We start from the raw sequence: 26,991 nt of genomic DNA on the forward strand, positions 1-26,991 counted from the left end.
GGCGGGCCGGGTGGCCCCGGCGGGCCGGGTGGACCGACCCGGCCCGGCCGCGGTGGCCGTGACCCGGGTGCGGTGGCCCGCGCCCGCAAGCGCAAGCGGATGAACATGCTGATCGCCGGCTTCGCGGTGTTCATCATGCTGGCCGGCATCGGCGTGGTCGGGTTCACCTACTACTCGACGAACGTGGTGCTGCCCAAGGAGATCCCGCTGCCGCTGTCCACCACCGTCTACGCCAAGGACGGCAAGACGCTTGTCGCCAGGCTCGGCAACGAGAACCGCACCTTCGTCACCATCGACAGAATCCCCGAGTACGTGCGGGACGCCGTCGCCGCCGCCGAGGACCGGAACTTCTACCGGCACTCGGGCGTCGACTACAAGGGCATCGCCCGGGCCGCATGGAACAACCTCTCCGGCGGTGACAAGCAGGGCGCCTCGACCATCACCCAGCAGTACGCCCGCAACGCCTACGAGAACCTCCAGGACGACAGCTACGCGCGGAAGGTGAAGGAGGCGATCCTCGCCTCCAAGCTGAACGACAACTACACCAAAGACCAGATCATGGAGAACTACCTCAACGTGATCTACTTCGGTCGTGGTGCGTTCGGCATCGAGGCGGCGGCCCAGACGTACTTCAACACCAGCGCCAAGAAGCTGACGGTGGCGGAGGGAGCGGTGCTCGCCGCGTTGATCAAGCAGCCCGAGCCCACCGCCACCCACCAGGGCTTCGACCCGGATGTCAACGAGGTCGAGGCGAAGTCCCGGTGGGAGTACGTCATCAACGGGATGGTCGAGGAGGGCTGGCTCGGCGCGCCGGACAAGCCGGAACGGCCGACCGAGTACCCGAAGGTCGAGAAGCCGAAGAAGAACAACGGCTTCGGGGTCGGCACTCCGCGCGGCAACGTCATCAACTACGTCCGCAAGGAGATGGAGGAGTGGGGCATCTGCACCGAGTCCGGTGAGCCGGACAAGCCCACCTGCGTCGACGAACTGCGCGAGGGTGGGTACCGGATCACCACCACCATCGACCCGAAGATGCAGAAGGCGCTGGAGGCGGCGGCCCAGCCGGACCGCAAGGGCTCGGTGCTCAAGGGGCAGCCGAAGAACCTGATGGCGGCGGCGGTCTCCATCGACCCGAAAACCGGCCGGGTGCTCGCCTACTACGGTGGTGACAGCGGCGCCGACTTCGACTACGCCGGCCTCAACACGGATCAGAATGGCAACATCGTCGGCGGACACCCGCCGGGCTCGTCGTTCAAGGTCTACACCCTGGCCGCGGCGATCGACGCCGGCATCTCGGTGAAGTCGCGCTGGGACGCGACCCCGTTCAAGCCCAAGGGGTACGACGACGAAATCCAGAACGCGGGCCGGGACGTGCGACAGACCTGCGGCAAGCGGTGCACGCTCCAGGAGTCGACGGTCCAGTCGTACAACGTGCCGTTCTTCCACGTGACCGAGGACATCGGCCCCGACAAGGTCCTCGACATGGCCCGCCGCGCCGGCATCCGCAGCATGTGGGACGACAAGCAGAAGGTCTACGACCTGACGAAGGAGAAGCCCGAGAAACTCGCACCGAGCAAGTTCGACCGGGTAATTGGCTATGGTCAGTATCCGGTCACGGTGCTGGACCACGCCAATGGCCTGGCAACCCTCGCCAACAAGGGCAAGTACAACAAGGCGCACTTCGTCCGGACGGTGGAGAAGCAGAACAAGGCCACCGGCAAGTGGGACAAGGTGACCGGCACCGGCGAGAAGCTCAAGCCGCAGCAGGTGATCCGGTCGGAGGTCGCTGACGAAGTGACCGCGGTGCTCAAGGAGATTCCTGGCAAGAACAATGCCAGCCTGGTGAACCGCCAGGCCGCGGGCAAGACCGGCACCTGGCAGCACGGCAAAACCGACAAGAACGCTCACGCCTGGATGGTCGGCTACGACGAGAACGTGGCCACCGCAGTGTGGATCGGCAGCCGCGACCAGGACAAGCCGGCGATCGTGGATCGAAATGGCGTCAACGTCGGCGGTGGCAACATCCCCGCCGCACTGTGGAAGCGGTACATGGACGACGCCTTGAAGGGCTACGACCCGTCCGACCTGCCCGATGTGACCGGAGTTGGCGATCAGGACGCCGGCAACGGCGAGAAGCCCGCCCCGCCCCCGCCACCGCCACCGCCTGCGCCGGGTGGCGGTAACCAGCAGCAGCAGTGCAACCCGATCGACCTTCTCTGCCAGTTCGGTGGCGGCAACAACGGCGGCAACAATCCAGGCACCCCACCTGATCGTGATCAGGGACCGGGCGGGCCGGGCGGTGGAGGCGGCGGCCTGCTACCACCCAGAACGACGAGTCGGGAGTAGCTCCCGCTGACGCCGCGGGCGGCTGGACATCTTCCGGCCGCCCGCGGCGCTGTATGGCGGCATCTCCGGAGGTCGACCGGACACCCCCGTAGACGATCTTGCGTATCCGGCAGAGCTGCGCGGCCATACGGCCGTTGCGAAATTCCGCAGACCGCGATCGCCAAGGGTCGATTGCTGAGCGTCGGTCGCCGGTGCCCAGGTGGCCGACGTGCGTACCTCACCGGCGGCAGCGCCTCGGGGATTCGCGGCGGTTTCGGCTTCAACGCGGTCCCCGGATACGGCAGGATGCACGGTCATGAGCACGAAGTCGACGCCAGGCATCGATGGATCGGGTGCCCCCGATCACCCGTCCCGCTCCGACGGCTTCGTCCGGGGGCTTTCCGGGCTGATCGGCGGTCCGCTCGGTGACCACGCGGTCGCCCGTGACCGGCCCGTCGGCGCGGAGAACCGGTTCTGGACGGCGGTACGGATCGTCCTGGCGCTGACCTGTCTCACGCTGGCCCTGCACTGGGTGCAGAAGTCGCCCTGTCAGGACGGCGCGTGGGTGAACAACGAGCAGTACACGCGCTTCTGCTACACCGACGTGCTGGCGCTCTACTACGCCGAGCGACTCAACGAGGGGGCGGTGCCCTACCGGGACCACCCGGTCGAGTATCCGGTACTGACCGGGTACTTCATGGGGGCGCTCGGGTTGCCGGTCCACGCGGCCGGCGACGGCAACCCCGACATGAACCAGGGTCAGTGGTTCTACAACCTCAACGCACTCGTGCTCGGTGCGCTGGCGGTGGTCACCGTGGCGGTGATCCTGGCGCTGCGCCGTCGCCGGCCGTGGGATGCCGCGCTCTTCGCGCTCGCCCCCGCGCTGCTGCTCACCGCCACCGTCAACTGGGACTTCCTCGCCATCGGGCTCGCCGCGCTGGGCCTGCTGGCCTGGGCGCGCTCCGGGCCGGGACCGAAGGGGACGATGCTGGTGGCGCTCTCGGGAGTGCTGCTCGGGCTCGGTGGTGCGGCGAAGATGTGGCCGCTGTTCATCCTCGGACCCATCCTGGTGCTCGCGTTACGTGCCAACCGGATCCGGGCCGCGCTGCTGTCCATCGGCACGGCCGCGGCGACGGTGGTGCTGGTGAACCTGCCGGCGGCGATTCCGTACCGGGACAACTGGGACCGATTCTTCGAGCTGAACACCACCCGTCCGATCGACTGGGGCACGTTCTGGTACATCGGTCGCTACCTGGACGGGAAGTTCGGCGACCCCGCCAGCATCGGGCCCTTCCAGTGGCTCGACGCCCACATCCCCACGCTCAACTATCTGTCGTACGCCCTGTTCGGGCTGGCCTGTCTCGGCATCGGCGCGCTGGCGTTGCTGGCACCGCGACGTCCCCGACTCGGCCAGCTCGCCTTCCTGGTGGTCGCCGCCTTCCTGATCTTCAGCAAGGTCTGGTCGCAGCAGTTCGTGCTCTGGCTGCTGCCGCTTGTGGTGCTCGCCCGGCCCAAGTGGGGAGCGTTCCTCGTCTGGCAGGCCGCCGAGGTCTGCTACTTCATCGCCTTCTACGGCCAGTTGCTCGGCACGTCGACCGGCACTCCGGTCTTCCCGGAGGGCGTCTTCGTGCTGGCCGCGAGCCTGCGCCTGGCCGCCGTGGTGGCCCTGGTCGGCCTGGTCGTCCGCGAGATCCTGTACCCGGAGCAGGACGCGGTACGCCGCAACTACGCCGACGACCCGGACGGCGGCCTGCTCGACGGCACCCCCGACGCCCCCTGGCTCGACCGATGGCGAAGCCGCCGGGCAGCCGAGCCGACGCCGACGCCCGTGGCCGCAACCACCTGACCCGGTGACGCGCTCGACGTTCAGAGACGGAAGACGACGACGTCGTCTATCTCCTCGCGGGTGATGCCCAGCCCGTCGACCGGTGCGTCGACGCTCACCTCCCACGGGGTGCCGGCGATCTTGCCGCGCAGCACCAGGACGTTGTGCACGCCGAGCGTGCGCAGATAGTCGACGCTGGTCTGGTCGGGGAAGGTCATGGTGACCCGGCGTACGTCGTCGAGCTGACGTGGGGTGAAACCGCTGCCGCCGTTGACGATGTCCTGGAATCGCGTGGTCGACCACAGCATCACCGGTTGGTCGTGGTTCTGCCCGCTGGGCAGCACGAGCAGCGGGCCGTCGACCGAACGCATCGCTGCCGGCTGCGCCGGCGCCACCGGATGGGGTGTGGTGTTGGTGCCCTCGGCGATGACCAGCAGCAGCGGCACCAGGGTCGCCAGGCGCAGCCAGGGGCTCGGCCAGGAGGGGATCCGCTCGGCGTAGATCTCCCGGACCCGCTCGGCGAACGCGCTTACCGCACCCGCCGCGAGCAGCCCGAGCAGCAACGTGGCCCACAACATCAACCGCCCCGGCGTCCGGATGCCGCTCCAGCCGGGCAGATGGTCGAAGAGCGGTACGTAGGTGAAGCGACCGCCGAACAGTTCGGTGCCCATCGACAGGGCCATCGCGACCAGCACCCCGGCGAGCAGCAGGAGCCGTTGGCGGACCTTCCAGATGGAGAGGAACAGCCCGCCGAGGGCCAGCGCGTACAGCACGAAGCCGGGCAACAGCGTCATCTCCTGGTGCCACGGCAGTAGCGACCGGGCACCTTCGTGCAGCCCGCCCCAGAGGCGGGACTCGGCCGGGGCGGTGACGAAACCGGTCGCGGGCGGTGAGAAGACGGCGACGTCGCCGATCGTCCGTTCCGCGTTGGGGTGCAGCTCGGCGACGGTGAAGTACGGGATGGCCATCAGGGCGCCCACCCCGGCGAAGATCAGCCCGCCGATCAGGTCGGCGACGAACAACCGCCGAGCGAAGGGGCGCCTGAGCCGCCAGAAGATCCGTTTCGCGTACCAGATGACAGCGGCCACCAGTACGGTGCCGGCGAGGACGTACGCGAACGGCAGGCCGATACCGAATCCGAGGCTGAGCTGCCAGGCGGCCACCAGCCAGCCGGCGTACACCCAGCCCTCGTGCCGGCGCTCCGGCCGGTAGCCGTGCCGCAGCGACCAGCCGTGGCCCCGGGCCAGCATGGCCAGCGCCAGCGGAATGGCGCCGTTGGAGACCACGTGCAGGTGGCCGGCCTGGGCCAGCAGCCACGGCGCGTAGGTGTAGGCGGCACCGACCACCGCGGAGCCCGTCCGGCTCGCGCCGAGCTGCCGGGCCAGCACGTACGCGCCGAAGGCGGCGAGAGCGTGCGCCAACACGAACATGATGTTGTAGCGGACGAGGGCGGCCTCGGGGCCGCTGCCGATCATGCCGGCCGGCGCATACCCGAGCAGGGTGTCGGAGAAGGCGAAACTCCACCGTTCCGGGAAGAACGCGTTGGCGTGCCAGAGTTGAGCCGGTTCGGTCAGCAGGATGTGCCCGGACCAGGCCATCTGCCAGGCCTGGAGGCTCGGGTCCCAGTAGTCCTGCGGCAGCGTGTGTGCCGGGTAACGCAGTGTCGGCCAGGTCATCAGCACGGCCAGCGCCAGCGACGCGACGGCGGCCAGCGTCCACTCGTGGATCAACAGCCGGCCGACCCTCCGGCTCAGCCACCCGTACCGGCTGGGTACCGGCTCGGGTGCGGGTCCGAAAGCGGCCCACGGGTCCGGCTTGCTCCCACCCTCCGCCGGAGTGCCGTCGGGCTTGCTCCCACCCGCTGCCGGATTGTCCTCGGGCTTGCCGCTGTCGCCCGCGCCGGCCCCGTCGCCGCCCGCCTTCTTTCGGTCGTTGTCCTTATCCCCAGCCTCGGCAGCCTTGCCGGCTGTCGGGGCCTTCCCTGTGGCGGCCTTGTCCTGGTCGGCGCCGTTGGGCGCCGGACCACCGGTGACCCGGGCGTCGCGCGAGGTCGGCTTGCGGCCGCCGGCGGCGGACTGGTCCGTGGTCATCGTGCTCCGGTCTCCCCGTCGAGTTGCCGACGCAGGAACGCGATGTCGTTGCCCTGCCCCTCGACGCCCCCGGGCGTCTCCACGATGACCGGCGCGTCCGCCGCGCGGATCACCGCGACCAGGAGCTCTGGGTCGATCGTCCCGCCCGACAGGTTGTCGTGGCGATCCCGCCCAGACCCGAACCCGTCCTTCGAGTTGTTGGCGTGTACCAGGTCGATCCGACCGGTGATCGCCTTCACTCGGTCGACCAGGCCGAGCAGTTCCTCCCCACCGGCATGGGCGTGGCAGGTGTCCAGGCAGAACCCGACCTCCTGGTCACCGACGGCGTCCCAGAGCCGGGCGAGCGCATCGAGCCGGCGGGCGCAGGCGTTCTCGCCACCGGCGGTGTTCTCGATCAGCACCGGAAGCCCGAAGCCACCCGACTCGGCCGCGTACGACAGCGCCTTGCGCCAGTTGTCGAACCCGGTCGCCGGGTCGTCACCGGCGTTCACGTGTCCACCGTGCACCACCAGGCCCTTGGCGCCGATCGCTGCGGCGGCTTTGGCGTGCGCGAGCAGCAGCTTGCGGCTGGGGATCCGGATGCGGTTGTTGCCGGTGGCGACATTGATGACGTACGGCGCGTGCACGTAGACCTCGACTTCGGCACCGGTCAGCGCTGCCGCGTCGGAGCGGGGCTGCGGCGACTTCCAGCCCTGGGGGTCGGAGAGGAAGAACTGCACGGCGTCCGCTGCTCGGGCGGTCGCCTCCGCCAGCGGGTCGGTCGGATCGACGTGGGCTCCGATACGCATGCAGGCGAGCCTACGTCCCGCCACCGACGGGCGGGCCGACCGCCCGGTACCTGGCCGCGTCACCCGACACCGTTGGCAGTCGTTGATGCCAATGGATCATCCGGTCAAGACGACACAGCAGCACCCGGGATAAAAATGTCGGCAATTCTAGGATTTGCCCCATCAAGCACCGGCTTCCACGATAACGTCAGGTAACAACGTGATAAAGCTCCGCGGGGCGTCTCCGGTCCAACCTCATCGGTGTGGTCGTTCCTCCCCAGGTCCCACCCAAGGAATGCGGACCAGGCGCCCCGCGGCCCCGTGGCCGGGGGTCCGTGCCGACAGCGACGTCGGTACGGACCCCCGGTTCGCTGTGCCCGTCACCTCGGTGATGGTGATCGTCGGGGCCGGGTATCCTGGTCCGGTTGTCCGTCCCCGGTCGGGTTCCCCCGATACCGGAACGGGCCACGACGCACGACCTCCTGCCACGGAAGGACCGTGGCCGCCTAGCCCACAGGAGGTGAGCACGTCTTGCGTCATTACGAAATCATGGTGATCCTCGATTCCAGCCTCGAGGAGCGCACCGTCGCCCCGTCGCTCGACACGTACCTGAACGTGATCAGGACCGCGGGTGGCTCGGTGGAGAAGACCGATGTGTGGGGCCGCCGGCGCCTCGCCTACGAGATCAACAAGAAGGCCGAGGGCATCTACGCCGTCATCGACCTCCAGGCGACGCCGGAGGCGGTGGCCGAGCTGGACCGCCAGTTGCGGCTCAACGAGTCCGTGCTGCGTACGAAGGTCCTCCGGCCGGAGATGCGCTAGCAAACCCACCCCGGCCCCATCCGGAACAGCCTCACCGTCGCTGTCGGAGGGTTCTGAGAACCTGTACGGCGGAACGGATGAGCGCGCGAGGAGTTGGTCATGGCAGGAGACACCACCATCACGGTCATCGGCAACCTGACCGATGACCCCGAGTTGCGGTTCACCCCCTCCGGTGCCGCGGTCGCCAAGTTCCGGGTCGCCTCGACGCCCCGGTTCATGGACAAGGCATCCGGTGAGTGGAAGGACGGCGAGCCGCTGTTCCTTTCGTGCACCGTCTGGCGGCAGGCCGCCGAGCACGTCGCGGAGTCGCTTCAGCGCGGTGCCCGCGTCATCGTCTCGGGCCGATTGCGTCAGCGGTCCTACGAGACCCGCGAGGGTGAGAAGCGCACCGTCATCGAGCTGGAGGTCGACGAGATCGGCCCGTCACTGCGCTACGCCACGGCGAAGGTGCAGAAGATGTCCCGGTCCGGCGGCGGTGGCGGCGGCTTCGGCAGTGGTGGCGGTGGTGGCCAGGGCGGCGGAGGCAACTTCGACGATCCCTGGGCTTCGGCCGCACCGGCCCCCGCACGTTCGGGTGGCGGCAACTTCGACGAGGAGCCTCCTTTCTAATGGCGCCGAGCGCCCGTGATCGTAAACCAGGAGCAAGAGCAATGGCGAAGGCTGCGGCACTGCGCAAGCCGAAGAAGAAGGTGAACCCGCTCGACAAGGACGGGATCACGTACATCGACTACAAGGACACCGCGCTGCTGCGCAAGTTCATCTCCGATCGCGGCAAGATCCGCGCTCGGCGGGTGACCGGCGTCACCTCGCAGCAGCAGCGGCAGGTCGCCCGTGCGGTCAAGAACGCCCGTGAGATGGCGCTCCTGCCGTACACCGCGACGGCCCGCTGAGAGAGGCACCGACATGAAGATCATCCTGACTCAGGAGGTGTCCGGGCTCGGTGCCCCGGGCGACATCGTGGAGGTCAAGAACGGCTACGGCCGTAACTACCTGCTCCCGCAGGGCTTCGCGATCGCCTGGACCAAGGGCGCGGAGAAGCAGGTCACCCTCATCAAGCGGGCCCGCTCGGCCCGTGAGATCCGCGACCTGGATCACGCCAACGAGGTGAAGGCGCAGCTCGAGGCGCTCAAGGTGACCCTGAAGGCCCGTGCCGGTGAGGGCGGTCGGCTCTTCGGCTCGATCACCCCGGCCGAGATCGTCGACGCCGTCAAGGCGGCCGGTGGTCCGGCTCTCGACCGGCGGCGGCTGGAGGTTTCCGGCCACATCAAGTCGATCGGGTCGCACCCGGTGCGGATCAAGCTGCACCCCGAGGTGACCGCCACGTTCAACCTCAACGTCGTGCAGGGCTGAGTCCCGGCCGGCAACCGACGCAGGGCCCGCACCGTGCACCGGTGCGGGCCCTGCGTCGTTGTTCGTGCAGTACCCGATCATCCGATGGGTTGGCCGGTCACCGCGCTGATCATCACCGTCGAGAGACCACCACCCACCACGGCCGCGGCGAACGCCACAGTGGTCGGACGCCAGGTCGTACCCACCCGACGCAGCAGTGTCGCGATCGCCAGGCTGCTGGCCAGGGCCAGGCCGAAGCGCGGCAGCCCGCCCACCATCGCCCCGAACGCCCGCGCCCGGGATGACTCGCAGCCACCGCCACTGATGTCGGTCACACAGCCCGCCGGCGGCGCCCCGTCCAGGGTCAGCAGCCAGACGAAGACCACGACCGCCGGCAGGAGGTAACAGGCCGCGGTGTAGAGCAGGGGCAGCCAGGGGCCGCCCGGATCGGGATCAAGCAGGTCGTCTTCCAGCCGGCGGTTCCAACTGGCGTTGCCCACCGACTCGATGCGGCGTCGTACCGCCGCCATACCGACCGGCCGAGCCTGCGGGACCGCAGCGGTAGGCTGCCGTGGCACCGGGCGGGGACGCGGTGCGGTGTAGCCCACCACCGGCGACCGGGGTGCCGAAGCCGAAGCGGAGGCGCCCACCCAACGCGGATCGTCACCGGCCAACCTGGTACCCGGCCAGAAGGTCTCCTGCGGCGGTTCCGGCTCGGGTCGGCTGCTCCACGACCACTGCTGCGCACCGGGTGCGGCATCCGACCGGGGACGCTCCGTACGATCACGGTCCGGCTCGGAGTAGTCCTCCCACCTGTTGCGGTCCTGCTGCCGTCCTCGTCGATCAAGCTCGGGATCGCGGTCCCACTGGGCCGTGCTGTCCGGCTCCAGCCACTGCTCCGACGCCGACGACTGAAGCCACTGGCTCGTGCTGTCGGCATCCCAGGGATCGATTGGGCCGGAATCGGCACGACGATCCAGACCGCTGGGCTGCTCCCAGGCGTGCAGACCGGAGGCGTCCCACGGATCCACCGCAGGCCGGGGCGGTGCAGGCTCCGCCGTTCGCTCCCGGGGTTCCGCAGTCCGTTCCCAGGGGTCCACTGCCGGACCGGGCGCCGGCTCGACCGCCCGCCGTCGACGTCGGGGCGTCGGGTCGACGGCCGGCTCCGAGTCGGAGGTCTGCTGGCCCTCGTCCTCCAGGTCGGACCAGGTCACCTGGCGTCGGCGGGACTGTGCGCGGCGGGGCCGGCTCTGCGGAGCCACACCCGAGACCGGATCGTCCTCCTCGGCCCGGCGGCTGCCGACGTACCCCTCCTCCTGTGAGGTGTCGAAGGTCCACTCACGGGTGTGGTCGGATTGCGGCACCACCGCTGGCGACGAGGCGATGGCGCGGGGCGGCGGATCACGCCAATCAGCCTCAGCGGAGCGCTGGCTCCGACTGGCCCGGGAAGCCCCCGACGCACGCCAACCGCCATCGCCGTAGTGCGGCCGGTCGTCATCGTCATCGTCGTCCGGCGCGGCATGCCGACCGCCACCGTCGACGCTGCTGACTCCCGACTCCAGCGCCCAGCGCGGCAGATACGGCTCGGCCGGCTCCTCCTGGCCACGCTCGATCGCCCGCCGACGGCTCGGGGTGCGGTAGCGCTCGGCTGCCGAGTCGTAACGGTCGGCCCGTGAATCCTCGACGGGCTCGGCCCACGAAGCGGTCGGTCGCCGCTCGCGCGGACCGTCCTCCCCGCGTGCCCAGTCCCGGTAACTCACGGCCGGAGCGTGACCCTTCTCAACCGAAAGTGCAATCCGCTGTGCAGGTGTAGCCGTAGGGCACCGATCTTACGGGAGGTTCAGGACAAAGCCCTACCCGGAAATTTCCTCCACAGGCTGGGGAAGAAGTTTCCGCAGGTCACCGGCGTTCCGGCGAGAATTCCCCATCCCTTATCCACACCCTGTGCACACGCTACGCACATGGTTGTCCACCTGAGTCCACAGGTTGTCCCGAGGCTCGTCCACCGCCACGGTTGAGCGGCTGACCTCGGAGTCCGTATGGTTGCCACCGACCTGCTGATCCGATGGCCCCCGATCGAAGCGGCCGGTCGACGTTGTCGCACCTGGGCGGTTGAGCCTGGAACCGATCCGACGCAGTGGAGGGGGGGCCGGTGTCGGTCACCGGCGACGGGCCGCGCGACGGTCAGTTCGACAAGACGCCCCCGCAGGATGTCGCCGCGGAGCAGTGCGTCCTGGGCGGCATGCTGCTCTCCAAGGACGCGATCGCCGACGTCGTAGAGATCCTCAAGACCAACGATTTCTACCGGCCGGTGCACGCCACCATCTTCGACACCATCCTGGAGATCTACGGCAGGGGCGAGCCGGCCGACGCCATCACCGTCGCGGCGGCACTGGCCGACTCCGGCGATCTGGCCCGTGTGGGCGGTGCCCCGTACCTGCACACATTGATCGCGAGCGTGCCGACCGCGGCGAACGCCGCCTACTACGCGCGCATCGTCAGCGAACGCGCGGTACTCCGGCGTCTGGTCGAGGCCGGCACCCGGATCGTCCAACTCGGCTACGGCACCGCTAACGGTGGTAGCCGGGACGTGGACGACATTGTCGACCTGGCCCAGCAGGCCGTCTACGACGTCACGGAACGACGGGTCAGCGAGGACTTCGCGGTCCTGGCCGACATGCTGCAACCAACGCTTGACGAGATCGAGGCGGTCGGTGCCCAGGGCGGCGTGATGACCGGTGTGCCGACCGGCTTCACCGACCTGGACCGTCTGCTCAATGGGCTGCACGGCGGGCAGTTGATCATCGTGGCGGGCCGACCTGGCTTGGGAAAATCCACTGCCAGTATGGACTTCGCCAGAAACGCAGCTATTCGGGCAAATCAGGCATCGGCGATCTTCTCGCTGGAAATGAGCAAGGTCGAGATCGTCATGCGGCTGCTCTCGGCCGAGGCCCGAGTGCCACTGCACGTGCTGCGGAGCGGGCAACTGTCCGACGACGACTGGACCAAGCTGGCCCGCTGCATGGGTGAGATCAGCGAGGCCCCGCTGTTCGTCGATGACACGCCCAGCATGAACCTGATGGAGATCAGGGCGAAGGCCCGTCGGCTCAAGCAGCGGCATGACCTCAAGTTGATCGTGGTCGACTATCTCCAGCTGATGACCTCGCCGAAGCGTACCGAGAGCCGGCAGCAGGAGGTCGCGGACCTGTCGCGTGGCCTGAAGCTGCTGGCCAAGGAGGTCGAGTGTCCGGTCATCGCGGTCAGCCAGCTGAACCGTGGCCCGGAACAGCGCACCGACAAGCGCCCACAGTTGTCTGATTTGCGGGAAAGTGGGTGCCTGACCTCGGATACGAGAGTCATTCGAGCGGACGACAACTCCGAGGTCACTCTTGGTCAACTTCTGGCCGAGGACGCGCGGGACATCCCGGTCTGGGCGTTGGACGAGAGTCTGCGTTACGCACCGCGCGCAATGACGCACGTCTTCCCGAGCGGTCGTCGCGAGGTGTTCCGGATGACGTTGGCGTCGGGGAAGCAGATCGATGCGACGGCAAATCACCCGTTCCTCACCTTTGCTGGCTGGATCCCACTCGGCGAGTTGAACCCGGGGACACGTCTGGCGACGCCCCGCCATGTACCGGCGCCCTTGGACGTCCGAGCACTGCCGGAGGCCGAGGTGGTGCTCATGGCTCACCTGTTGGGCGACGGATCGTTCGTACGGCGTCAGCCCATTCGCTACGCCAGCGTCGATGAGGCGAACCTGCAGGCGGTATCGGAAGCAGCCAGGCATTTCGGTGTCACCGCAGTCCGGGACGACTACCCGGCTGCCCGGGTCACCACTCTGCGGCTCCCGGCCCCATACCGGCTTGCTCGACGACGGCGGAATCCCATCGCCGAGTGGCTGGACGGCTTCGGGCTCTTCGGCCTCAGATCACACGAGAAGTTTGTGCCACCGACGATGTTCGGCCTGCCCAAGGGCCAGCTCACCCTGTTCCTACGACACATCTGGGCGACCGACGGGTCCGTGCATGTGAACAAGTCCGGGCGTGGCGGGCGCGTCTACTACTCGTCCACCAGCCGGCGACTGGTGGAGGACATCTCCCGGTTGCTGCTCCGATACGGCATCACCGCTCGGTTGAAAACCGTGCCGGCAGCGCGATACCGCACCCAGTACACGCTCGACATCTCCGGACGTGACGACCAGTTGCGCTTCTTGCGCGAGATCGGAGTGCACGGTGAGCGGTCGGCCAAGTGCGAAGCACTACTCGCAGCCCTAACGTTGACAAGCAGCAACACCAACGTCGACACGGTTCCGCGTGAGGTCTGGGAACGCGTTCGCGAGATCCTCGTGGACAACGCCATGAGCCACCGCGAGTTTGCCGGTGCGATCGGTACCCAGTACTGCGGAAGCACGCTCTGGAAGCATGCACCGAGCCGTTCCCGGCTGGCGAGTATCGCCCGGACTCTCGACGCCGCCGACCTCGATCTGCACGCCACGAATGACATCTTCTGGGATGAAATCGTGTCCATCGTGTCCATCGGTGACCGTGACGTCTTCGATGCCACCGTGCTCGGTACGCACAACTTCGTCGCCAACGGGATCGCCACGCACAACTCCATCGAGCAGGATGCGGACGTTGTCATACTTCTACATCGTGACGACTACTACGACAAGGAGTCGCCGCGGGCCGGGGAGGCGGACTTCATCGTCGCCAAGCACCGGAATGGCCCGACCGACACGGTGACCGTCGCCGCTCAGCTGCACCTGTCGCGCTTCGTGGACATGGCGATCGTCTGACCGCTCAGCCGAGTACCGGGAACCGGGCGGCCAATGCACCGAGATCGCCTCGCCCCGGTCCGGTGAGCGGCAGCCGACCGGTGGCCTTGAGCAGGTAGTCGTGGTCGCTGGACGCGAACGGTGGTGCGGGGATGGAGGACCGGGCCGTCGGGCGGCCCGGTCACCCAGGGTCGTGCTGCTCAGCCGAACATGTCGTCGAGGAAGCTCTTGCGCTTCTTCCGGCGGTAGTGCCCGTGGTAGCCGTAGTGCTGCTGGCTGTGGCCGTAGGCGGGGGCCGGGTAGCCGTGCTGCGGTGGCGGAGGCGGTGGGACGGCACCGTAGCCCGGCTGGTGTGGCGCAGGCGGCGGAGGCGGGGGCTGGTAGCCGCCCGGCTGCGGCGCGTGCTGGGCGTGCTGCGGGGCGGGGGGCGCTTGCTGCGCGCTCCAGTTGGCCTCCGCCTCGAACAGCTTCTCCAACTCACCGCGGTCGAGGAAGATCCCCCGGCACTCGCCGCACTGGTCGATGACCACGCCGCTGCGCTCGTACTGACGCATTTCTCCGTGACACTTGGGACAGGTCAGGCTCATCGCCCGACGGTACCTGGTCGACTCACGCGGTAGCGGTCAGCGCCTCCGTCACCTCGACGTCGGACACCTCGTGGAAATCGTCGTAATACGCCCCGACGGCGGTGAAGGCATCCGGCCGCTGAGCACAGATGACCTGGTCGGCCTCGGCGGCGAGCATCTCGTACGCCTGCTGGGCGCCGACCGGCACGGCGACCACCACCCGACGGGCGCCGAGGTGCCGGGCCACCTGCACGGCGGCCCGGGCGGTAGCGCCGGTCGCCAGGCCGTCGTCGACGATGACGGCGATGCGCCCGGTCAGATCCAGCGGAGGTCGGCCGGCCCGGTAGAGCCGTTCGCGCCGATCCAGCTCCGCCTGCTCCCGGCGCTGCACGTCGGTCATGTCATCGGGGCTCAGTTGCCCGGCCACCACGTCGTTGACCACGCGTACGCCGGCCGGACCGAGCGCGCCGAAGGCGACCTCGGGGGCCCACGGCGTGCCGAGCTTGCGTACCACCAGTACGTCCAGTGGTGCGTCGAGGCGTTCGGCGACTACCTGGGCGACCGGCACGCCGCCGCGTACCAGGCCCAGCACGACGACGTCCGGTTCGCCGATCAGGGCGGTGAGTCGGTCGGCGAGCATCCGGCCCGCCTCGCTGCGGTCGCGGTAGGTGGTCATGCCCTCAGGTCTACGCCGTACGAGCCGTCTTCGCTCGCCGGTTGCCGGATCCCGGGAACGTCGAGTGCGGATGCCCAGACGAGGAACGCCACCGGATAGAGCAGGTAGCCGAACCGGGTGCTGGGCATCAGCAGGATCGCGACGAGCAATCCGTACCCGCAGACGAGCGCTGCGGTGCGGGCGGTGCGGGGCGGGCGGCGGACGAGCCGGACGGCGACTGCCGCTGCGGCGGCGACCAGCAGCGCCGCCGCCACGGCCCGGCCCGCCGGCAGCGCGTTCGCGACCAGATAGCCGGGAAACGGGGATTGCGCCGGGCTGGAGACCAGGCCGTGCCCGAGGGGAAACCGCAGCACGTTCTCCACCAGGGCGTCCCGGTCCACCAGCAGGGTGGGCAGTAGTGCGGCGGCGGGTAGGCCGAGCGCGCCGGCGGCGACCCGCAGGCCGGCTCGCCGGCAGACGCCCCAGATGATCAGGACGGCGGCGACCGGCCAGGCGAAGAGTTTGAGCGCACCGGCGAGCCCGACGGCGACGCCGGCCCAGCCGGGTCTGGCGGTGGCGGCGAGCGCGAGGCCCAGCAGGCAGAGCGCGAGTACGGGTAGGTCGTCGCCGCCGGTGGCGAGGGTCAGCGCGCAGATCGGCAGGACTGTGGCGGCCTGTACCCCGCGCAGCACGGCTGCGTCGTGCCCGGCTGCTGGTGCGCCCACACCCTCCGGTCGGCGCAGGACGCGGACGGCGAGAAGGAGAGCTAGGGCGGTGCCGATCGCGAACCAGACCCGGGCGTCGCTCCACCACGCGTCGGTGGCCGCGCGGGGCAGCCCGAACAGGGCCATTGCGGGTTGATACGGCGTGTAGCCGAGCAGTTGTTCGCCGGGCGGCAGCGCGGCGATGGCGTCCGGTCCCAGGTAGGGCGTGCCGGTCTCCACCAGCCGCCGCCCGGACTCCTCGACCACGAGCACCTCTTCCTGTGCCCGGTCGGTGCGCCCGGCCGCGCGCTGCACGCTCTGCCAGAGCAGCGGTAGCAGGGCGACGGCGATCCAGGTGAGAAGGGTGACCAGCCAGCGTGCGGGCAGTCCGGCCAGCGCCGAGCCGGGCCGGTGTCGCCGCAGCAGGAGCTGACCGAGCGCGACGATCGCCGCGCCGAGGTAGCCGAGTGCGGCGATGCCGCCCCAGGCACGGTGCGGCAGGAGGGTGGAGGTGGCCGCGGTGACTGCGGCGAAGGCGGCGGAGACGGTGTAGAGGCCGACGTCGAGAGCGAGACCTCCGGCGGTCGTGTCGGTCTGGTGCCACCACCCGGGACGGCGGCTGGTCGGGGTGGTGGTGCTCACCCGGGCAAGTCTGTCAGGCCGGCTGGTGGCGGCCCCGGCCGCCCTGTCGGCGTCCCTGCGGTAGCCGGACCACCGCGCCGGTGTCGTGCAGGGCGACCGCCAGGCTGCCGGGCCGGTCGCCGGTGCCGCGCTGGAGTGCGGCGAGCAGTGTGCCGGCGGGCAGTGGGCGGGCGAAGAGATGACCCTGGCCGGCGGTGCAGCCCAGTTCCCAGAGGGTGCGTCGCTGCGCCTCCCGCTCCACGCCCTCGGCCACCACGGAGAGGTCGAGGCTGCGACCGAGATCGAGGGTGGAGCGGATGATCGCGGCGGCCTGGGTGGAGGATTCCATGCCGGTGACGAAGCTTCGGCCGATCTTCAGTTGATGCACCGGGATCCGGGAGAGCAGCGAGAGTGAGGAGTAGCCGGTGCCGAAGTCGTCCAGGGCCAGCCGGACGCCGGCGTCGCGCAGTCGGGTGAGTACCCGGTCGACGACGTCGAGCTGACTGAGGGTGAGAGTCTCGGTGAGTTCCAGGATCAGCCGGTCGGGTGGCAGGTCGTGGGCGCGCAGGCGGGCCAGCACGGAACCGGAGAACCGGACGTCGAGCAGGCTGCGGGGGGATACATTCACCGCCACGGGTACGTCGAATCCGGCGTCCCGCCAGGTGCCGGCGGCGATCAGGGCCTGGTCGAGGATGGCGTCGGCGAAGGCCGGGAGCAGGCCCGACCGCTCGACGGTCTCCAGGAAGCGCAGCGGCTCGATCATGCCGTGGGTGGGGTGACGCCATCGGGCCAGCGCCTCGGCGGCGATGACCTCACCGCTGCCGAGTTCGACGATCGGCTGGAACTTGACGGTGAACTCGTGGTCGGCCACGGCCCGGGTCAGGTCTCCGTCGAGCGTGAGGCGACCCAGGTCGGCGGTGTCCCGGGCGGACGCGTAGCTGGCCAGCCGCTGCCCAGCCCGCTTGGCCTGGTACATGGCGACGTCCGCGCGGCGCAGCAGTTCGACCATCCCGCCGGTGGCGGGAGCGGCGGCGATACCGCCGCTGGCCTCGACGTTGAGCCGCATGCCGTCGAGTTCGAAGGGTTCGTGCAGCGTGGCCAGCAACGTTTCGGCGTGGTGTGCGGCGACCGCGGGCGCGGGCAGGGCGCGCAGGAGTACGGCGAATTCGTCGCCGCCGAGCCGGGCGACCAGGTCCTCGGCGTGGGCGGCAGCGCGCAGCCGTTCGGCGACGGCGGCCAGCATCTGGTCCCCGGCGGTGTGGCCGAGGGTGTCGTTGACCTCTTTGAAGTGGTTCAGGTCGATCAGCACCAGGGCGGTCACCCCGCCGGCGTGCCGTTGGTCCAGTTGGTCGTTGCCCGCGTCGAGCAGGTGACGCCGGTTGGGCAGGCCAGTGAGCGCGTCGTGCGTCGCGTCGTGCGCGTGGGCCTGGGCCACCCGGGCGAGTTCGGCGTACGCCTGGGCGTTGCGGATGGCGGTGCACAGCGCCGAGGCGAAGGTGTGGAGGGTGTAGTGCTCCCGCTCGGAGAGTTTCACGGGTCCACGGAATCGCAGCCGCAGCATGCCCACGTCGACCGTCTTGTCGTGCCCTTCCAGGCGGGCCGGGACCACCGCGCCCTGGACGGTGGTGGGCTCGGCTGCCGGACCGTCGTATGTGATGCCGTCGGCACAACCGCGTATCACCCGGTCGGCGTCGCGCAGCTCGACCTCCACCTCATCGGCGGAGAAGAGTTCCGCGGCCCGGGTGACCGCGGTGGTGAGGACTTCGTCCAACTCGACCACGTTGAGCGCGTCGGTGGTCTGCGCGAGCCGCTGCCACACCTGCTGCTCGGTGCGCTGTCTGATCCGGCCGGCGTATGCCAGGTGCAGGCTGAGCACGAGAGGCGGCACGGCGAGCAGTAACCTCGGGTCCGCTTCGAGGATGAGCAGGCTGCCGATGGCGACGCAGAAGCGTACGAGATAGCCCGCGATCCTGAGATCGAGGTTGTTGCGGAAGTGCTGGGAGATGGGGGTTCCCGAGGCCAGGGCAATCACCGGCATCGCCAGCGCCTCGTCGAGCAGAGCGGCGACGAGGTAGGCCGCTGCGAGCGGAGGGATCAGCTGCCACGGGTCGCCGCTGAGGCCCTCCCAGCCGGCGGCTTGAAGGGCGGCGCCGGCGCCGACGGCCATCAGGACGTTCTTGCCTACGCCGAAGGCGAGCTTGATCGGCGGCAGCCGTAGAGAGGCCAGTGCCACACCGGCTGCGGTGCACAACACCACCCACGCCGTTGGTGCGAGGGCCAGGGCGATGACCAGTGCGGTCTCATTCCAGCTAATCCGATGGGCTGTCGACCCGATCCGGACGGGCGTACGGGCGAGGGTGCCAACAGTGCTGACGAAGACCAACATCGCCAGGGCGGACAGCTCGTTGAGGGGAGTGATCAGCGGCGACTTCGACGCGATCATGGTAGAGGCGAGAACGGCTGCCGCTGCTGCCACGACGACGAGACCGACTAGCAGCGTGAGCCGGCTGTCGGTCTCGTCGTCTCGGGTCGAGGAACGGATCATGCCTCTCCTGCTGATCGCGCTACCGTGACGGCAAGCTTACCGTCGGCAGTGGGCGACTCAGTTATTGATCAGCCCCAATCGTTGCCGCGCATGCCGACCTCCTCAATCTTCGACGCCCCAGCTCATCGATAGAGGCTCCGCTCGATGGCGAAAGTGAGGTTAAGTCGGGACAGGCTGCGCGACCCAGGATAAATGTGACATTACGCAACATTAGCCGAGGATGCCGTTATTCATGACGTTCCGTCCATATGGGTTGTGCGGAGCGCATCGATCGTGGAGTATCGAGCGGCTCGTCTGCTGCCGCCAACCGACATACCCAATTCGGCCAGGGCCGATCGCCGCCACATCGGATTGTGGTCGCGTATCGGTGATGCCGCCACAGTGGGGCTCGAACGTTTGTAGGGTCCACCCGGTCCGATGCGCGCTGTTAAGGTGCGATCACGCGAATGCCTGCCTCACTAGGGGTGCGAAGAGTGAAGATTGAGGTGCTTGGCGGCTTTCGAGTCTCGTTTGGATCCTCAGGAGTGGACCTCGGTACTCCGAAGCAACGAACCGTTCTCGCCAAGTTGGTGATGAGTCCGGGACGAACGGTTGCCACGGAGGAACTGATCGATGAGATCTGGTCCGACGACCCACCGCGTTCGGCCGTACCGAACGTCCGGACCTATGCCGCGAACCTCCGACGTACCTTCGAGGCGTACGAAGGCGGCCAGGGGGTGCTGGTACGTCAGCGCGGTGGGTACCGACTGGGGGTCGCCACCGACGACGTGGACCTGCTCCACTTCCTTGACCAGGTCGAGCGGGCCCGTCAGCTTCGCGACGAACCGGAGACCGCACGGTCGATGCTGGGCAGGGTGATGCCCGTCTGGCAGGGGCCACCCCTGCTGGGTGTCCCCCTTGGGGTTTCGTTGGCTGCTCACGTGGCCGCCGCCCAGGAACAGCACCTCCTCGCCGTGGAGTTCCTTGCGGATCTCCACCTCGCGGCGGACCGCGTCGAGGAGGCCCTACCGCTGCTGTGGCGAACGGTTGCGGCCAATCCGATCCGTGAGCCGGCGCTGCTGTTGCTGATGAGGGCTCTGCATCGACGCGGCGACGCGGCGGGTGCGATCGCGGTATTTCGATCCGCAGCCCGAGTCATGCGGGCCGAACTCGGCGTCGAGCCGGGAGCCGATCTTCGGCGACTGCATCAGGAAATGGTCGGACCCCGAGCGGCTGCGGTATCGGCCGCCACCTCGGCGGCACCCGGAGGCAGTGACGATGCGAGTGCGCAGACCTCGACGAGACCTGACACCGGTGGCACGGACTGGGACTGGCTACCCAGACCGGTAGCTCACTTCGTTGGCCGGGAGGCCCTGGTCAAGCGGATTGTCGACCGGAGCCGAGCCGCCGCAGATCCGGCACCCGTTGTGCACCTGATCGATGGGATGGCGGGAAGCGGCAAGACGACTCTCGCAGTGCAGGTCGCCAGACGCCTGGCGGCTTCGCACCCGGAGGGTCGACTCTTCATCGACCTACTCGGTCACGATGAGGGCAACATTCTGGATCCCGCCACCGCCCTCGTGGTGCTCCTCCGTCAGTTGGGTGTGCCGGCCTCCCGAATTCCAGTGGATCTCGATGAACGGCGAGGGTTGTGGCGCAGGGAACTGTCCGCTCGCCGTGCGGTCGTCGTTCTCGACAATGCTGCTGACGGCGACCAGGTGGCTCCGCTGCTACCAGTCACGGCGTCGTCGGTCATTCTGGTCACTTCCCGCAGGCGACTTCTCGACCTGGATGTCGGCCCTCCCGAGTCCCTATCCGTGCTGTCGCCGGAAGAGGGGCTCCGCCTGCTGGCGGTCAGCGCTGGAGAAGAGCGGGTGCACGCGGACCCCGAATCCGCCGAAGAGATAGTTCGCAACTGCGGTTACCTGCCGCTGGCGATCCGGTTGGTCGGGTCGCGGCTCGCTCACCGGCGCAACCGTCGGCTTGCTGATCTGGCTGCTCGTCTCGCCACAAATGAGTCAGGGCTGGCCAGCTTCGGGACGGGTGAGCGTAGCGTCGCTGCGGCCTTCACCGCCTCCTACGAGCCGTTGCACGAGGTGAATAAACGGGTTTTCCGCTTGCTGGGTCTCCATACCGGGCGCTACTGCATCAGCATGATCGCGGCAATGTCTGGGTTGTCCTACGCTAGAACAGGCCAGATTCTCGATGATCTGGTCGACCGTCACCTGCTGGAAGAATCGGATAGCGGTCGTTACAGGATGCACGACCTTGTTCGACAGTATGCTCGTGAGAAGTGTATGGAGACAGACTCGGAGGAGACGCGAAGGGCGGCCCTTGCCAGTCTCCTCGATCAGGTCATGCACTTGTCGATCGCCTCCACAAAATCATTGAACAGTCTCGTCGACATCTACGCAGACATCGGCGACGTGGTGCCGGAGCGACCCGATCTCCTAGCCGGATCCGAGGCCGTTGACATCAACTGGGTCGAGCGGGAGCGAAGTAATCTGAATCTCTTCATCGAGCTGGCGGCAAAAGACTCATTCCACGTTTACGCCTGGAAGATTGCGCGCGTGCTGTGGCGCTTCTACTATGTACGCGGATACTTCGAAGATATTCAGCGGACGCACGAACTGGGGCTGGCCGCCGCACAGCAGGCGGGGGACAGCCGTGCAGTAGGCATCATGAACAACTATCTCGCCTCGGCGCTGACCAAGACCGGCTTCTACCATCCCGCGGTCCAGCTCTTGAAATCTGCGCTGATGGAGGCCGAAGCGGCCGGTCGTCAGGCAGAAATCGCCGGGATCCGGGGAAACCTGAGCGTGGTCCACTGCATGATGGGTGATTTCCAGGTGTCCGCCGCTCTCGCACTGGCAGCGCTGCGCGGTCTTCCGATGCAGCAGATAGGGCATATTCGGATTCATTTGCCGAACTTGGGCATCGCCTTCACCTGGTTGGGTCGTTACGAAGAGGCGCTGCGGGTACATCGCCTTCATCTTCTCTGGGCTCGGGTGGAAGGCGACGGTTACCAGATCGCCAACGCGTTGAGCCACATCGCCGCCGCGCGGGTGCGCTTGGGAGAGCACGCTCAGGCGCTGCGGTTGCTGCGATCCGCCATGGTGCTCTACGCCCGGACCGGTCACCGGCACGGAGAAGGGGATGCGCGCAACGTCATGGCCGTTGCGTACCGGGGATCAGGCCGACTCGCAGAGGCCCGGCAGCAGCATGAACTGGCGCTGGAGCTCACCGGCTACTCGGCCGAGCGGCAGGTGGAGAGCACCGCGTTGAATGAGTTCGGCCTGACGCTGGCGGCCGACGGCGACATCGACGCCGCCGTCCGGGCACACCAGCGAGCGCTTGATCTGGCGGTCCGGATCGACAACCGTTACGAACAGGCCCGGGCGCTGGCCGGTCTGGCCGAGCACCTGCTGAGCACGGACCCGACCGAGGCTCGGCGGCACCTGGAGCGCGCACTTGTGCTCATTGTGCCGACCGGGGCACCGGAGCGGTCCGAGATCGAGCGCCGTCTCGCCGCGTTCAAGCAGAGCACACCGATCTGCTGATCGCGAGATCTCGCTGGCCATCGTCCTTATCGATTTCTTATCGCCGGGGTCGCTAGCCTTCCGGATGTTCGCCGACGGGGGGAGATCCGACAGTTGCCGGATCTCGTCGCGACTCCTGCCGCGGGTGTACCCCAGCAGCCCGGGGCAGGATGGTGAGGAAGGGGCGGCGTCCCCGCGCCGCTCCTTCCGAGCCCACGGAACCGTCCTGTCACACGGCGGGGATAGGCTCGCGACCGTGACCGAACCCGCCCAGCTCACCCACGTCGACACTGCCGGCGCGGCACGCATGGTCGATGTCTCCGCGAAGCAGGTCACCGGTCGGGTGGCGACGGCCGCCGGCCGGCTGCGGACCACCCGCGAGGTGATCGACCTGCTCCGTGGGGAGGGTCTGCCCAAGGGCGATGCCCTGGCGGTCGGCCGGCTGGCCGGGATCATGGGGGCGAAGCGCACTCCCGACCTGATCCCGCTCTGCCACCCGATCGCGCTGCACGGTGTCACCGTCGACCTGGCGCTTACCGACGACAGCGTGGAGATCACCGCCACCGCCCGCACCGCCGACCGCACCGGGGTGGAGATGGAGGCGCTGACCGCCGTCGCGGTCGCCGGGTTGGCTCTGGTCGACATGGTCAAGGCCGTTGATCCGGCGGCCAGCGTCGACGCGGTCCGGGTGCTGCGCAAGGAGGGCGGAAAGACCGGTCTGTGGGAGCGCCCGGAGGATCGGTCGTGATCCGCGCCCGGGTGGTGGTTGCCTCCAACCGGGCCGCCGCCGGTGTCTACACCGACACCAGCGGTCCGCGCCTCGTCGCCGGTCTGCGGGAGTTGGGCTGCACGGTGGACGAACCGGTGGTCGTGCCGGACGGCGACCCGGTCGGCCAGGCGGTCTGGGCGGCCGTGGCGGACGGCTTCGACGTGGTGCTGACCAGCGGCGGCACCGGGATCACCCCCACCGATCGCACGCCCGACGTGACCCGGGCCCTGCTCGACTACGAGATTCCGGGCATCGCCGAGGCGATCCGCGCGTACAGCCGTGACAAGGTGCCCACCGCCGTGCTGTCCCGTGGGGTGGCCGGGGTGGCCGGCCGCACGCTTGTGGTGAACCTGCCCGGATCGACCGGCGGGGCGCGGGACGGCCTCGCCGTGCTGGGGCCGATTCTGGCCCACACGGTCGATCAGTTGCGCGGTGGCGACCACCCGACGGCCGGTTAGGCTCGGCCGGTGAGAACGGAAACCGCCTCCACGGACGAGGTCTCCGCGCCGCCACCGGTCGACTGGGCGCAGGCCCGATCCCGGGTGCACGCGGCCGGACTGGCCGCCGCGCTGCCCGCCGTCGCGCGTCCCCTCGCCGAGACCGACGGGCACACCCTCGCCGAACCGCTCTCCCCCCGGACCGACCTGCCGGCGTTCCCGACGTCGAGCGTGGACGGATGGGCGGTGCGTGGCGCCGGCCCGTGGCGGGTCGTCGGGCGCGTCCTCGCGGGTGGTGCGCCCGCCCCGTTGACCGAGGACGGGACGACTGTGGAGATCGCCACCGGGGCGATGGTGCCGGCGGGTGCCTCGGCGGTGCTCCGGGTGGAGGAGTCGACGCGTACCCCGGAGGGGTTGGTCGACGGCGTGCCACGTGCCACGCCGGAGTGGCGGCAATCCGGTGAGGAGGCCACCGCCGGTGAGGAGCTGCTGCCGGCCGGGACACCGGTCGACCCTGCGGTGATCGGCCTGGCCGCCTCCTGCGGCCTCGACACCCTGCGGGTACGCCGGCAGCCTCGGGCGGCGTTGCTGGTCTTCGGCGACGAGTTGCTCACGGCAGGCCCGCCGGGTGACGGGCGGGTCCGTGACGCGCTGGGCCCGGCGGTGCCGGGTTGGCTCCGCCGGTACGGCTGCCAGGTGGCTCCGGACGGCGTGGTCGGCCCCGTCGCCGACACGCTTGACGCTCACGTGGCGGCGTTGCGCGCCGCCCTGGACAGCACCGATCTGGTCTGCACCACCGGTGGCACCATGCACGGCCCGGTCGATCACCTGCACCCGGCGCTGGCGACGTTGGGCGCGGAATATGTGGTCAACACGGTCGCGGTGCGTCCCGGCTTCCCGATGCTGCTGGCCCGGTTGGTCGGTGCCGACGGGCAGGTCCGGTTCGTGGCCGGGCTGCCGGGCAATCCGCAGTCCGCCGTCATCGCGCTGGTGTCGCTGGTCGCCCCGCTGGTGGCCGGGCTCGCGGGTCGGTCGTTGCCGACGTTTCCGCAGGCCGTCCTCGCCGAGCCCGTCGCCGGTCGTGGCGACCACACCCATCTGGCGCTGGTCCGACTCGACCGGGCCGCCGGGACAGCCCATCCGGTCCGGCACGTCGGTTCGGCCATGTTGCGTGGGCTCGCCACCGCCGACGGGTTCGCGGTGATCGACCCCGGCACCACCGGCTCGGTGGGTGACCGGGTTCCGATCGTGCCGTTGCCACTGCTACCCGGGGAGCGGGCATGGTGACCGTCATCAGCAGCGTCACCGACCAGCCACTGGATCTCGCCGCGCACGAGGCGGCGGTCGCCGACCGTCGGGCCGGCGCGGTCGTGTCGTTCGTCGGGGTGGTACGCGATCACGACCACGGACGGTCGGTGACCAGCCTGGAGTACGAAGGCCACCCGAACGCCGAGAAGGTGCTCCAGGAGGTTGCCGACGAGGTTGCCGCCGACCCCGACGTGTACGCCGTGGCGGTCTCGCACCGGATCGGCCCGCTGGCCATCGGCGACGTGGCCCTGGCGGCGGCGGTCAGCACCGCCCATCGGGCCGCCGCGTTCGCTGCCTGCGCCCGGCTGGTGGACGAGGCGAAGGCCCGCCTGCCGATCTGGAAGCGGCAGGTCTTCACCGACGGCACCGAGGAATGGGTCAACTGCCCCTGACCGGTGGCCTACCGCCGTCCGTACAGCATCGAGGCACGTGCCGCCCGGTCGGTGTGGAACGCCGGTTCCGCGCCGGGCCGCCAGGGCAGTGCGGCGACCAGCAGGATCAGCGCCAGCGCCAGGGAGTTCTCCATCAACGCGCCGAACAGGCCGTCCTGGTAGTGGGAGGCCTCCGGCAGCTGGTGTTCGTACGGCCAGATCGGGGAGATCAGGAAGAGCAGGTAGAGCCCGATGGCGGCGAAGCCGTGGCGGAACCCGGTGAGCGTCGGGTACCAGATCGGTGGTCGGAGGGTGGCGACTCCCGGCGGCCCGCCGTACGGCGTTGGCGCGGATCGCACCGGCCCTCGGCTGGCATCGTGTCGCCGGATCGCGGCGTCGGCCAGGATGATGATCGCCGGGATCACCCAGACGAGGTGGTGCGTCCAGGAGATCGGGCTGATCACGTTGGCGGTCAGGCCCACCAGCGTGAAGGCGGTCAGTTCGTCGCCGTCGGAGTGTGCGTTGGACGCCCGGGACAGGCCGAGCGCCAACACCAGCACGGAGAAGGCGAGCCAGAGCAGGCCGGGGGTCTCGATCGAGTCGTAGAGCCGGGCCAGCAGCCCGGCCAGCGACTGGTTGGGCGTCATGTCGGCGGCACCCACCCGCTCGGTCTGCCACAGCACACCGCCGAAGTAGTCGCGGGATTCCGCGCCGACGATGCCGAAGCTGCCGATGGTCACCCCGACGGCGGTGCCGATGGCCGTCCAGGCCACCCGCCACTGTCGAGTGAGCATCAGGTAGAAGATGAACAGGGCCGGGGTCAGCTTGACGGCGGTGGCCAGGCCGATTCCCACGCCGGCCCAGGCACCGCCGTAGATGAACCGCAGCAGCGGGCCGTCGCCCTCGGCCTGGTGCGTGCCCCGGCGCGACCGCCAGCGCAGGGCGATCAGATCGGCCAGGATCAGGGCGAACAACAGCAGGTTGACCTGCCCGTAGCCGAGGGTCTCCCGGGTCGGTTCGATGGCGGCGGCCAGTGGCGTCGCGATGGCCACCGTGTACCACAGTGGCCAGCCCAGCCGGTCGACGATCGGACGCAGCAGGGCGGCCAGCACCACGGCCAGCGCGGCGATGCTCACTGCGGTGTTGACCAGACCGGCCAGGGTGACCGGCAGGTGCGCCATGGGCAGCATGGCCAGCCCGGCGAAGGGTGGGTAGGTGAAACCCAGGGTTGTGTCGGGCGCGACGAACTCATACAGCTCGTGACCGCTCGCCCACCAGACTACCGCGCCGTGGTAGATCTTCATGTCGAAGAAGTTGTACGGACGCCCGAACGCGCCGATGGCAAGCCATGCGGCGTAGGCGACGGCGGCGACGATGCCCGCCCGTACGACTGTCCTACGATCGATCCCACGCGTTACGCGACGGACTGTGGCGAGGCGGTCCAGCCCTCTACCGACGATCGTCGGCATGGCGTGGCCACCCCCGTACCATGGTCGTCCTACCCGTCCAGGTCCAGTACGGAGCCTAGAACGGTGCCTCACGTCAGTGCCTCCCGCGTTATGCGA

The 26,991-nt window shown here is 69.0% G+C and carries 20 protein-coding genes; 12 read left to right on the forward strand and 8 right to left on the reverse strand.

Annotated features, from left to right (window positions below; all coding sequences use genetic code 11):
- The coding region (locus AC2CHE_RS09855) for a transglycosylase domain-containing protein (protein ID WP_484504593.1) at positions 1 to 2,346 on the forward strand (2,346 nt) is incomplete at its 5' end.
- A gap of 295 nt (positions 2,347 to 2,641) precedes the next feature.
- The gene (locus AC2CHE_RS09860) at positions 2,642 to 4,171 is read left to right on the forward strand and encodes a glycosyltransferase family 87 protein (protein WP_484504594.1); all 1,530 of its coding nucleotides are present in this window, start codon (positions 2,642 to 2,644) and stop codon (positions 4,169 to 4,171) included.
- A 20-nt stretch (positions 4,172 to 4,191) separates the two neighbouring features.
- Here AC2CHE_RS09860 and AC2CHE_RS09865 read toward each other — a convergent pair whose 3' ends face one another.
- Together AC2CHE_RS09865 and AC2CHE_RS09870 are read right to left on the reverse strand one after the other, a co-directional pair.
- On the reverse strand, positions 4,192 to 6,240 hold the full coding sequence (locus AC2CHE_RS09865; RefSeq protein ID WP_484504595.1) for a hypothetical protein: 2,049 nt from the start codon (positions 6,238 to 6,240) through the stop codon (positions 4,192 to 4,194).
- A complete protein-coding gene (locus tag AC2CHE_RS09870) occupies positions 6,237 to 7,028 on the reverse strand; it encodes a deoxyribonuclease IV (RefSeq protein ID WP_484504596.1) in 792 nt (263 codons plus the stop codon). The genes AC2CHE_RS09865 and AC2CHE_RS09870 overlap by 4 nt, the downstream gene beginning before the upstream one ends.
- A gap of 510 nt (positions 7,029 to 7,538) precedes the next feature.
- Here AC2CHE_RS09870 and rpsF point away from each other — a divergent pair.
- From rpsF to rplI, 4 genes are all read left to right on the forward strand, one after another.
- Positions 7,539 to 7,829 carry a 30S ribosomal protein S6 gene (rpsF, locus tag AC2CHE_RS09875; RefSeq protein WP_484504597.1) on the forward strand — a complete coding sequence of 97 codons (291 nt, stop codon included), beginning with the start codon at positions 7,539 to 7,541 and terminating at the stop codon, positions 7,827 to 7,829.
- Positions 7,830 to 7,928: 99 nt separating this feature from the next.
- Positions 7,929 to 8,438, forward strand: coding sequence for a single-stranded DNA-binding protein (locus AC2CHE_RS09880; RefSeq protein ID WP_164448791.1), 510 nt, complete (start codon positions 7,929 to 7,931; stop codon positions 8,436 to 8,438).
- Between the two features lie 41 nt (positions 8,439 to 8,479).
- Positions 8,480 to 8,719, forward strand: a complete 240-nt coding sequence (rpsR, locus tag AC2CHE_RS09885; RefSeq protein ID WP_484504598.1) for a 30S ribosomal protein S18 — start codon at positions 8,480 to 8,482, stop codon at positions 8,717 to 8,719.
- A 13-nt stretch (positions 8,720 to 8,732) separates the two neighbouring features.
- Positions 8,733 to 9,179, forward strand: coding sequence for a 50S ribosomal protein L9 (gene rplI, locus AC2CHE_RS09890; RefSeq protein ID WP_484504599.1), 447 nt, complete (start codon positions 8,733 to 8,735; stop codon positions 9,177 to 9,179).
- A gap of 77 nt (positions 9,180 to 9,256) precedes the next feature.
- Here rplI and AC2CHE_RS09895 read toward each other — a convergent pair whose 3' ends face one another.
- A complete protein-coding gene (locus AC2CHE_RS09895; RefSeq protein WP_484504600.1) occupies positions 9,257 to 10,918 on the reverse strand; it encodes a hypothetical protein in 1,662 nt (553 codons plus the stop codon).
- Positions 10,919 to 11,295: 377 nt separating this feature from the next.
- Between AC2CHE_RS09895 and AC2CHE_RS09900 the strand changes: the two genes are divergently transcribed.
- Positions 11,296 to 13,953 carry a replicative DNA helicase gene (locus AC2CHE_RS09900; protein WP_484504601.1) on the forward strand — a complete coding sequence of 886 codons (2,658 nt, stop codon included), beginning with the start codon at positions 11,296 to 11,298 and terminating at the stop codon, positions 13,951 to 13,953.
- A 179-nt stretch (positions 13,954 to 14,132) separates the two neighbouring features.
- Here AC2CHE_RS09900 and AC2CHE_RS09905 read toward each other — a convergent pair whose 3' ends face one another.
- Genes AC2CHE_RS09905 through AC2CHE_RS09920 form a run of 4 tightly spaced genes read right to left on the reverse strand, consistent with a single transcriptional unit; the run spans position 14,133 to position 19,020 of the window.
- A complete protein-coding gene (locus tag AC2CHE_RS09905; protein WP_484504602.1) occupies positions 14,133 to 14,519 on the reverse strand; it encodes a TFIIB-type zinc ribbon-containing protein in 387 nt (128 codons plus the stop codon).
- 22 nt (positions 14,520 to 14,541) lie between these two features.
- A complete protein-coding gene (locus AC2CHE_RS09910; RefSeq protein WP_484504603.1) occupies positions 14,542 to 15,174 on the reverse strand; it encodes a phosphoribosyltransferase in 633 nt (210 codons plus the stop codon).
- Positions 15,171 to 16,499 carry a glycosyltransferase 87 family protein gene (locus AC2CHE_RS09915; protein ID WP_484504604.1) on the reverse strand — a complete coding sequence of 443 codons (1,329 nt, stop codon included), beginning with the start codon at positions 16,497 to 16,499 and terminating at the stop codon, positions 15,171 to 15,173. Before AC2CHE_RS09915 ends, AC2CHE_RS09910 begins: the two co-directional genes overlap by 4 nt.
- Positions 16,500 to 16,512: 13 nt before the next feature.
- Positions 16,513 to 19,020, reverse strand: coding sequence for a putative bifunctional diguanylate cyclase/phosphodiesterase (locus AC2CHE_RS09920; protein WP_484504666.1), 2,508 nt, complete (start codon positions 19,018 to 19,020; stop codon positions 16,513 to 16,515).
- 476 nt (positions 19,021 to 19,496) lie between these two features.
- Here AC2CHE_RS09920 and AC2CHE_RS09925 point away from each other — a divergent pair, with 476 nt between their 5' ends.
- From AC2CHE_RS09925 to AC2CHE_RS09945, 5 genes are all read left to right on the forward strand, one after another.
- Positions 19,497 to 22,562, forward strand: coding sequence for an AfsR/SARP family transcriptional regulator (locus tag AC2CHE_RS09925; protein ID WP_484504605.1), 3,066 nt, complete (start codon positions 19,497 to 19,499; stop codon positions 22,560 to 22,562).
- Positions 22,563 to 22,797: 235 nt separating this feature from the next.
- Positions 22,798 to 23,289, forward strand: a complete 492-nt coding sequence (gene moaC, locus AC2CHE_RS09930; protein ID WP_210936262.1) for a cyclic pyranopterin monophosphate synthase MoaC — start codon at positions 22,798 to 22,800, stop codon at positions 23,287 to 23,289.
- Positions 23,286 to 23,768, forward strand: coding sequence for a MogA/MoaB family molybdenum cofactor biosynthesis protein (locus AC2CHE_RS09935; protein WP_484504606.1), 483 nt, complete (start codon positions 23,286 to 23,288; stop codon positions 23,766 to 23,768). The genes moaC and AC2CHE_RS09935 overlap by 4 nt, the downstream gene beginning before the upstream one ends.
- Positions 23,769 to 23,777: 9 nt before the next feature.
- On the forward strand, positions 23,778 to 25,034 hold the full coding sequence (locus AC2CHE_RS09940) for a molybdopterin molybdotransferase MoeA (RefSeq protein WP_484504607.1): 1,257 nt from the start codon (positions 23,778 to 23,780) through the stop codon (positions 25,032 to 25,034).
- Positions 25,028 to 25,447, forward strand: a complete 420-nt coding sequence (locus AC2CHE_RS09945) for a molybdenum cofactor biosynthesis protein MoaE (protein WP_484504608.1) — start codon at positions 25,028 to 25,030, stop codon at positions 25,445 to 25,447. Before AC2CHE_RS09940 ends, AC2CHE_RS09945 begins: the two co-directional genes overlap by 7 nt.
- An 8-nt stretch (positions 25,448 to 25,455) precedes the next feature.
- On the opposite strand, the gene AC2CHE_RS09950 is transcribed toward AC2CHE_RS09945, so the two are convergent.
- Positions 25,456 to 26,895, reverse strand: a complete 1,440-nt coding sequence (locus AC2CHE_RS09950) for a glycosyltransferase 87 family protein (RefSeq protein ID WP_484504609.1) — start codon at positions 26,893 to 26,895, stop codon at positions 25,456 to 25,458.
- Positions 26,896 to 26,991: the final 96 nt, after the last annotated feature.

The sequence above is a fragment of the Micromonospora sp. ATLC16 genome, from assembly GCF_057196645.1.

Bases quoted from the DNA above. Each gene is read 5' to 3' on its own strand.
- AC2CHE_RS09945 (WP_484504608.1), top strand. From the start codon at position 25,028: ATGGTGACCGTCATCAGCAGCGTCACCGACCAGCCACTGGATCTCGCC.
- AC2CHE_RS09905 (WP_484504602.1), bottom strand. From the start codon at position 14,519: ATGAGCCTGACCTGTCCCAAGTGTCACGGAGAAATGCGTCAGTACGAG.
- rpsR (WP_484504598.1), top strand. From the start codon at position 8,480: ATGGCGAAGGCTGCGGCACTGCGCAAGCCGAAGAAGAAGGTGAACCCG.
- AC2CHE_RS09880 (WP_164448791.1), top strand. From the start codon at position 7,929: ATGGCAGGAGACACCACCATCACGGTCATCGGCAACCTGACCGATGAC.
- AC2CHE_RS09870 (WP_484504596.1), bottom strand. From the start codon at position 7,028: ATGCGTATCGGAGCCCACGTCGATCCGACCGACCCGCTGGCGGAGGCG.
- AC2CHE_RS09910 (WP_484504603.1), bottom strand. From the start codon at position 15,174: ATGACCACCTACCGCGACCGCAGCGAGGCGGGCCGGATGCTCGCCGAC.
- rplI (WP_484504599.1), top strand. From the start codon at position 8,733: ATGAAGATCATCCTGACTCAGGAGGTGTCCGGGCTCGGTGCCCCGGGC.
- AC2CHE_RS09865 (WP_484504595.1), bottom strand. From the start codon at position 6,240: ATGACCACGGACCAGTCCGCCGCCGGCGGCCGCAAGCCGACCTCGCGC.
- AC2CHE_RS09860 (WP_484504594.1), top strand. From the start codon at position 2,642: ATGAGCACGAAGTCGACGCCAGGCATCGATGGATCGGGTGCCCCCGAT.
- AC2CHE_RS09950 (WP_484504609.1), bottom strand. From the start codon at position 26,895: ATGCCGACGATCGTCGGTAGAGGGCTGGACCGCCTCGCCACAGTCCGT.